7 protein-coding genes are annotated in these 7984 nt (G+C 72.2%); all 7 read left to right on the top strand.

Annotation, left to right across the window (positions count from 1 at the left end; genetic code table 11):
• The first annotated feature begins 658 nt into the window (after positions 1 to 658).
• The 7 genes from ABZ896_RS51115 (at position 659) to ABZ896_RS51085 (ending at position 7862) form a co-directional block, all read left to right on the top strand.
• Positions 659 to 1183 (top strand): DUF2617 family protein, encoded by a 525-nt coding sequence (locus ABZ896_RS51115; protein ID WP_360945860.1) that lies wholly within the window; start codon positions 659 to 661, stop codon positions 1181 to 1183.
• Between the two features lie 86 nt (positions 1184 to 1269).
• Positions 1270 to 2910 (top strand): polyamine aminopropyltransferase, encoded by a 1641-nt coding sequence (locus ABZ896_RS51110; protein WP_360945857.1) that lies wholly within the window; start codon positions 1270 to 1272, stop codon positions 2908 to 2910.
• Between the two features lie 70 nt (positions 2911 to 2980).
• Positions 2981 to 3688, top strand: coding sequence for an SRPBCC domain-containing protein (locus tag ABZ896_RS51105; protein ID WP_360945854.1), 708 nt, complete (start codon positions 2981 to 2983; stop codon positions 3686 to 3688).
• Positions 3689 to 3790: 102 nt separating this feature from the next.
• Positions 3791 to 4582, top strand: a complete 792-nt coding sequence (locus ABZ896_RS51100; protein WP_360945851.1) for an aldose 1-epimerase — start codon at positions 3791 to 3793, stop codon at positions 4580 to 4582.
• Between the two features lie 10 nt (positions 4583 to 4592).
• Positions 4593 to 5141 carry an orotate phosphoribosyltransferase gene (gene pyrE / locus ABZ896_RS51095; RefSeq protein ID WP_360945848.1) on the top strand — a complete coding sequence of 183 codons (549 nt, stop codon included), beginning with the start codon at positions 4593 to 4595 and terminating at the stop codon, positions 5139 to 5141.
• 147 nt (positions 5142 to 5288) lie between these two features.
• Positions 5289 to 6320 carry a class II fructose-bisphosphate aldolase gene (gene fbaA, locus ABZ896_RS51090; protein WP_030319767.1) on the top strand — a complete coding sequence of 344 codons (1032 nt, stop codon included), beginning with the start codon at positions 5289 to 5291 and terminating at the stop codon, positions 6318 to 6320.
• Between the two features lie 72 nt (positions 6321 to 6392).
• On the top strand, positions 6393 to 7862 hold the full coding sequence (locus tag ABZ896_RS51085; RefSeq protein ID WP_360945844.1) for an MFS transporter: 1470 nt from the start codon (positions 6393 to 6395) through the stop codon (positions 7860 to 7862).
• The last annotated feature ends 122 nt before the right edge of the window (positions 7863 to 7984 follow it).

Below are 7984 nucleotides of genomic sequence, written 5' to 3'. Positions count from 1 at the left end.
GTCCATCATGATGAACGGGTCGAGGTGGCGGTAGTGGATCCCGGCGAACGCGCGGCGCACCGGGAAGCCCTCGCCCTCGAAACCGCTCGGTGCCGGGGGGCGGGGGCTCCGACTCCGGAGGTGGCGGCCACCACGGCGGGCACTCCGGGGGGCACAGCGGAGGGCACTCCTGCGGCGGCGGTTCGTCCTGCGGAGGCGGGTCGTCGTCCTGCGGCGGAGGGTCCTCCTGTGGCGGCGGAGGCGGATGCGGGGGAGGCAGCTGACACGGGGCAGCCGAGCTCCGGCAGGGGGAACCGCATCCGGAACGGGGGGAGCGGGGGCGTGGGTCCGGACCTCGGTCGGGACGCGCGCCCCCGCTCGTCGCATTTTCACGCCGGTGCTCCGGCGCGCACTACGGCCGCCCTGGCGTGCGCCGTGGTTGAACAGTTGAGCTGTGGAGCCCACGGAGGGATGGAAACCCCACGAAGTTGGGTAAAAACGCTGTGGCGGCGCCACCGTTCATGATTCCCTCTAAAACACCTACGCAGCCCCTCGGACGTCGCACGGACACCTTTCCCGACCTACCGACTGGGCTGACCGGGCCGAACCTCCCGGTGCCGCCCGGGGCGCGCCGGAACCACACCCTCCCTTTTTCTTTGCGTGCTAGCGGAGCCGATCCATGCTCACGACCCTGAACACCTCCTACACCGACACGCGCGCGGCCGACCTCGCCTGGGCCCTGGGGCGCGAGCCGCTTCCCGCCCTGGCCACGCTCGACCTGGAACTGGCCGGAGCGAAGCTTCAGTTGAGACTCCTCGGCGCGTCCCACCAGGTACTCCTGGAGGAGGAGCAGGGCACGTGTTCGGAGACGGTCGCGTGCATTCCGGGGAGCAGTACGCCGCTTCCGCTGGGCGTGGCCAAGCGGGTGGGGGACTGGGAGTACGAGTTCGCCGCGCGGCTGGAGCGGCTGTCGCCGGGTCAGTTCGCCGGACGGGCACAGGAGTTGCTGGCGCTGGTGTCCGACCATCCGAACGGACTGGCGGGGGTCTTCCCCGGCTCGCCGCACGCGTTCACCGCGATGCTGGCCCAGCGGTACGACGGCCAGGTGCACTGGCGGACCTGGCACGCCTATCCGCAGGACGGGCAGTTGGTGGCCACGCGGACGCGGGTCGGGGTCCGGGTTCCGGTGGGGACTTCACGCTGACCGGTAAACCCCTGTTCCCGTCCTGACCCTCAGATCCACACGTGTGGGTGACGAAGCGTGCCGTGGCCGTGACGTAACGTCGCAGCGTGATCGAGCCGCACGCACCCGCGCCGCCCGGCGCTCCGCCGTCCTGGGGCGGGGCCCCGGGGCTGCCGGTGCGCCCGGGGACGGGGCGGTTCCTGGTGCTGGCCTGCGTCTTCGTCTGCGCCGCCTGCGGACTGGTGTACGAACTCGAACTGGTCGCGCTCGCCTCGTACCTGATCGGCGACTCCGTCACCCAGGCCTCCGTCGTGCTCTCCGTCATGGTCTTCGCGATGGGCGTCGGCTCGCTCGCCGCGAAGCGGCTGCGCTGGCGCGCGGCCGCCGCCTTCGGACTGCTGGAGGCGGCCCTCGCCCTGGTCGGCGGATGCAGCGCGATGGCGCTCTACGCCGTCTTCGCGTGGACCGGCGACTGGGGCGGGCTGTGGGCGAGCGGCCCGCGCTGGCTGCTGGTCGCCTTCTCCCTCGCCATCGGCCTGCTCATCGGCGCCGAGGTCCCCCTGCTGATGGAGCTGATCCAGCGCATCCGCCGCCAGGACGCCGGCGGCGCCGTCGCCGACCTGTTCGCGGCGGACTACGTCGGCGCCCTGGTCGGCGGCCTCGCGTTCCCGTTCCTGCTGCTGCCCCTGCTCGGTCAGTTGACCGGCGCGATGCTCACCGGCACGGTCAACGCGCTCGCGGGCGCCGCGCTCGTCCTCGGCCTGTTCCGCCGCGACCTCAGCCGCCGCGCCCGCTGGCTGCTGGTCGCCGCCAACCTCGCCGTCCTCGGCGTCCTCGCCACCGCCGCCGTCCTCGTCGACGACTTCGAACGGGCCGCGCGCCAGGCGGTCTACGGCGAGGACGTGCGCGTCGCCCTCCAGACCGGCGTCCAGGAGGTCGTCCTGACCGGCGGCACCGCCGGCCGCCCCCTCGACCTCTACCTCGACGGCCGCCTCAGGGTCAGCGGCCGCGACGAGCACCGCTACCACGACGCCCTCGTCCACCCCGCGATGAACGGCCCCCACGCGCGCGTGCTCGTCCTCGGCGGCGGCGACGGCCTCGCCGCCCGCGAGGTGCTGACCCACCCCGGCGTCCGATGGGTCGAGGTCGTCGAGCTCGACCCGGCCCTGGTCCGCCTCGCCCGCCGCGACCCCGCCCTCTCCCGGCTCAACGGCCATGTCTACGGCGACCCGCGCGTCCACGTCGCCGCGGCGGACGCGTTCGCCTGGCTGCGTACGGCGCCGCCGTCGTCGTACGACGTGGTGATCGCCGATCTGCCCGACCCGGGCATCACCGCCAGCACCAAGCTGTACTCCCAGGAGTTCTACGGCCTCGCCCGCCGCGTCCTGACCCCCGGCGGGCGGATCGTCGTGCACGCCGGGCCGGTCTCCTCGCGCCCGCGCGTCTTCTGGACCGTGGACACCACGATGCGTGCGGCGGGCCTGCACACCACGCCGTACGCCGTGGGCGGGCGCGCCACCGGTTTCGCCGCGGGACCCGACCGGACGACGGGCGGGTCGAGGGCGCCCCAGGACTGGGGTTTCGTGCTGGCCGCCCCGGCGAAACCCCCACCATTGGCACCGGACTCGCCGGGACCGCACCCGCGCGGGCCGCAGTCGCGCGGGCCGACGGAGCAGTCCCTGGCGGCGGCTCAGCGGACGATGATCCGGGGGCTCGCGCCGTCCACGTTGGTGCATCCGCGCTACTGAGACGCGAGGGCGCGGTCACTTTCCCCCAACGGGGGTGCACGGCCGCCGCCCCTGGGTAGGCTCGGCAACCATGGAGCATGAGGTGTTCGTTCCGGTTCCGGTCGAGCGGCTGCGGGAGGCACTCGGCGATCCCCACCGGGTCGCCCGGGCGGTTCCCGGGCTCCAGCAGGACGCCGGCGCGGATCCCGTCGCCGGCCGGCTGAAGGTGCGGTTCGGCAGCCACTCCATCACCTACCGGGGCACGGTCCGCGTCTCGACCCACCCCGACGGCTCCTACGCCGTCGAGGGCGACGCCACGGAGGCCCGCGGCACCGGCTCGGTGAAACTCGCCCTCACCCTCCGCCTCCGGGACACGGACGACGGCACCGCGCTGACCGTCGACGGCACGGCGACGGCGGACGGCCGCGTGACGGAACTCCCTGCGGAGACGGTGAGTTCGGCGCTGACCCGCCTGCTGAACCGTTTCGCGGAGAATCTGGGGGCCTTCGAGGACGAGCCTTCGGTACCGGAAGCCGTGCCCGAGCCCGAACCGGTCCCTGTCTTGGAGGAGTTCACCGAACCGGAGGAGCCCCCCGCGGAGGCGGCCCACGCCCGCCGCACGATGATCGGCCGCAGCGCGGAGGAGGTCGACCACGCACCCCCGAGGGGCCGCTACGCCCCGGTCCCGGCCCCTCAGACGGTCGCGGCAGGCACGACACTGCGCTGGGCGGCCCCGGCGGCGGCGCTGGTCCTGGCTTCGGCGATCGTGGTGGGACGGGCCCTTAGGAAACGCCGTTGAGTTGAGTGCCTTTAGGGGCGCGGGGCTGTATCGATTGGCGGCTCCGCCGCGGGGCGCGACCAGCCCCCACAAAGCCGCACTCTGACGACGTAGTGTCATCCCGTGAGCAACGAAGACATCACACTGACCGCAGGCAAAGCAGAAGTAACCGTCCACCCAGCAAACGGCGGACGAATCGGCGGCCTGCGTATCGCCGGCACCGAACTCCTGCGCCAAGGGGACCGCTTCGGCTGCTTCCCCATGGTGCCGTGGTGCGGCCGCATCAGAGACGGCCGCTTCCGCGACGGCGCGACGGTACGTCAGATGCCGCTCAACTCCCCGCCCCACGCCATCCACGGCACCGCAAGGGACGGCGCCTGGAAGACCGCCCGCATCCGCCCCGACGAGGCCGTCCTCACGTACGACCTGGTCGACCCCTGGCCCTACTCCGGCCGCCTCACCCAGATCGTCGCGCTCACCCCGGACGCCCTGACGCTCACGATGTCCGTGGAGACGTACGACTCCTCCTTCCCGGCCCAGATCGGCTGGCACCCGTGGTTCCACCGCACCCTGGACGGCGGCGAGCCGGTGCGGCTCGACTTCACGCCCGTCTGGCAGGAGGAGCGCGGCGACGACCACCTGCCCACCGGCAACCGGATCGACCCGAAGCCCGGCCCCTGGGACGACTGCTTCGGCATGCCCGGCGGCGTGGACGTCACCCTGACCTGGCCCGGACAGCTGGAGCTGAAGGTCGCGAGCCGCGAGGAGTGGGTCGTGGTCTACGACGAGCAGGAGGCCGCCGTCTGCGTGGAGCCGCAGACCGGGCCGCCGGATGGCCTGAACACGTTGCCGCGCCTGGTCACGCCCCTGGAGCCGCTGGAGGCCACCACGACCTGGAGCTGGCGGCGCCTCTAAGCTGACGGGCATGACTGACGCACGCGCCGCCCTGAAGCAGCAGATCCTCGACAAGGCCGTGGTGCACGGCAAGGTGACCCTGTCGTCGGGCCTGGAGGCCGACTACTACGTCGACCTCCGTCTGGTGACCCTTGACGGCGAGGCCGCGCCCCTGGTCGGACAGGTGCTGCTGGACCTGACCGCGGACCTGGAGTTCGACGCGGTCGGCGGTCTGACCATGGGCGCGGACCCGGTCGGCACGGCCATGCTGCACGCCGCCGCCGCGCGCGGTCGCCGGCTGGACTCCTTCGTCGTACGCAAGGCGGCGAAGGCGCACGGTATGCAGAAGCGGGTGGAGGGGCCGGACATCGCGGGCCGCCGGGTGCTGGTCGTCGAGGACACCTCCACCACCGGGAACTCCCCGCTCGAAGCGGTGGCGGCCGTACGCGAGGCCGGCGCCGAGGTCGTCGCGGTCGCCACGATCGTGGACCGGGCGACGGGCGCGGCGGAGAAGATCGAGCAGGGCGCGGGGGTGCCGTACCGCTTCGCGTTCTCCAAGGACGAGCTGGGTCTCGACTGAGTTATCCACAGGCTGGACACCTCGGGCGAGGTATCCGGTCGAGTCTGGAAAGATGGGGCCGACGATGATGTCGAACCCCCACACCAAGGTCTAGGTCAGGGCCGTCAGCACGCAGTACGCCAACCCGCAGATACAAGGAGCGGACAGATGCCCATCGCAACCCCCGAGGTCTACAACGAGATGCTCGACCGGGCGAAGGCAGGCAAGTTCGCCTACCCGGCCATCAACGTGACCTCGACCCAGACCCTGCACGCTGCGCTGCGCGGCTTCGCGGAGGCCGAGAGCGACGGCATCATCCAGATCTCGACCGGCGGTGCCGAGTTCCTGGGAGGCCAGTACAGCAAGGAGATGGTCACGGGTTCCGTGGCCCTCGCCGAGTTCGCGCACATCGTCGCCGAGAAGTACCCGGTCACCGTCGCGCTGCACACCGACCACTGCCCCAAGGACAAGCTCGACGGGTACGTACGCCCGCTGCTCGCCGTGTCCGAGGAGCGCGTGAAGGCCGGCGGCAACCCGCTGTTCCAGTCGCACATGTGGGACGGCTCGGCGGAGACCCTCGCCGACAACCTCTCCATCGCCCAGGAGCTCCTGGAGCGCGCCCGCGCCGCGAAGATCATCCTCGAGGTCGAGATCACCCCGACCGGTGGCGAGGAGGACGGCGTCTCGCACGAGATCAACGACTCGCTGTACACCACCGTCGACGACGCGATCCGTACGGCGGAGGCCCTCGGGCTCGGTGAGAAGGGGCGCTACCTGCTGGCCGCCTCGTTCGGAAACGTCCACGGTGTGTACAAGCCGGGCAACGTCGTGCTCCGCCCCGACCTGCTGAAGGAGCTGAACGACGGGGTGGCCGCCAAGTTCGGCAAGCCGGCGGGTGCGCAGCCGTTCGACTTCGTCTTCCACGGCGGCTCCGGCTCCACCGAGGAGGAGATCCGCACCGCGCTGGAGAACGGCGTCGTCAAGATGAACATCGACACCGACACGCAGTACGCCTTCACGCGTCCGGTCGCCGACCACATGTTCCGCAACTACGACGGCGTCCTGAAGGTCGACGGCGAGGTCGGCTCCAAGAAGACCTACGACCCGCGCACCTGGGGCAAGCTGGCCGAGGCGTCGATGGCGGCGCGTGTCGTCGAGGCCACGCAGAACCTGCGGTCGGCGGGCACGAAGATCAAGTAAGCAGATCAGGTAAGTCCTGCGTTTCCTGTGAGCCCGGTGCCTTCGCGCCGGGCTCACGGTATATCTGGGCGTATGCCCGACGTCCGGCTCGCCTCCTCGCAGGGCAAGTGGATCCTGCTCACCACCGTCCTCGGCTCCAGCATGGCGATGCTGGACTCGACCGTCGTCAACGTCGCCCTGCCGCGCATCGGCCGCGACCTGGACGCCGACCTCGCCGCCCTCCAGTGGACGGTCAACGCGTACATGCTCACGCTGGCGGGCCTGATCCTGCTCGGCGGCTCCCTCGGCGACCGCTATGGCCGCCGCAAGGTCTTCGTCGTGGGCGTGGTGTGGTTCGCGGCGGCCTCCCTGCTGTGCGGGCTCGCCCCGAACGCCGGTGTCCTCGTCGCCGCCCGGGCGCTCCAGGGTGTGGGCGGCGCCCTGCTCACCCCGGGGTCCCTCGCGCTGATCCAGGCGTCCTTCCACGCCGACGACCGGGGACGGGCCGTGGGCCTGTGGTCCGGGTTCGGCGGGATCGGGGCGGCCGTCGGGCCCTTCGTGGGCGGCTGGCTGGTGGACGGGCCGGGCTGGCGGTGGGTGTTCCTGCTCAACGTCCCGCTGGCGCTGGTGTGCGCGCCGATCGCCGTACGGCATGTCCCCGAGTCCGCGGACGGCCGTAGCGATCACGGGCGTTTCGACGTGCTCGGCGCGGTGCTGGGCGCGGTGGCGCTCGCGCTGGTGACGTACGCGCTGATCGAGGCGCGATCCGGGTCACTGGTGGTCGCCGTCACGGCGGTGGCGGGGGTGGCCGCCGGGGTGGCCTTCGTGCTGGTGGAGAAGCGGCGGCCCGACCCGATGATGCCGCTCGGGATCTTCGCGTCCCGGCAGTTCACGGCGGTCAACCTGGTCACGCTGTGCGTGTACGCGGCCTTCGGCGGGTTCTTCTTCCTGGCCGCGCTCCAGCTCCAGGTGGCCGTGGGCTGGTCGGCCCTCGCGGCGGGTACGGCGCTGCTGCCGACGACCGCGCTGATGCTCCTGTTCTCGGCGCGCTCGGGTGCGCTGGCCGACCGGATCGGGCCGCGGATCCCGCTCACGGTGGGGCCGCTGCTGTGTGCGGCCGGGATGCTGCTGATGCTGCGGGTGGGGCCGGGGGCGTCGTACGTCGCGGACGTCCTGCCGGCGCTGCTGGTCCTGGGCACCGGCATGGTCACGCTGGTCGCCCCGCTGACGGCTACGGTCCTGGGCTCGGTGGACACGTCCCGGGCGGGCCTGGCGAGTGGCATCAACAACGCGGCGGCCCGGGCGGCGGGCCTGATCGCGGTCGCGGCGTTGCCGCTGGCCGCGGGGATGGGGGAGGAGGCGTATCGGTCGGCCTCGGCCTTCGACGCGGCGTTCGGGCGGGCGATGGGGGTGTGTGCGGGCGTACTGGTGCTGGGTTCCGTGGTGGCTTTCGCGACGGTACGGTCGCTGCCGGCGGGGTGCCGGAGGCCGGAGTGCCGGACGCATGGGGCGGTGGTGGCACCGCCGCTGGAAGGGGAACCGGTGCGGCGGCGATTGTCGTAGGTCGGGTGCGGGTGCGGGTGCGGGTGCGTCGTGGCTGGTCGCGCAGTTCCCCGCGCCCGTCTGCCGCACCCTCGGCCTCCAGCTCGGCCAGATCGGCTTCGAGCTTCTTGGCGCGGGCCTCC

Source organism: Streptomyces sp. NPDC047072 (assembly GCF_040643855.1).
GTDB lineage: Bacteria > Actinomycetota > Actinomycetes > Streptomycetales > Streptomycetaceae > Streptomyces.
This window is presented reverse-complemented; position numbering and strand designations above follow the sequence as displayed.

Bases quoted from the DNA above. Each gene is read 5' to 3' on its own strand.
- ABZ896_RS51115 (WP_360945860.1), top strand. From the start codon at position 659: ATGCTCACGACCCTGAACACCTCCTACACCGACACGCGCGCGGCCGAC.
- ABZ896_RS51105 (WP_360945854.1), top strand. From the start codon at position 2,981: ATGGAGCATGAGGTGTTCGTTCCGGTTCCGGTCGAGCGGCTGCGGGAG.
- pyrE (WP_360945848.1), top strand. From the start codon at position 4,593: ATGACTGACGCACGCGCCGCCCTGAAGCAGCAGATCCTCGACAAGGCC.
- fbaA (WP_030319767.1), top strand. From the start codon at position 5,289: ATGCCCATCGCAACCCCCGAGGTCTACAACGAGATGCTCGACCGGGCG.
- ABZ896_RS51085 (WP_360945844.1), top strand. From the start codon at position 6,393: ATGCCCGACGTCCGGCTCGCCTCCTCGCAGGGCAAGTGGATCCTGCTC.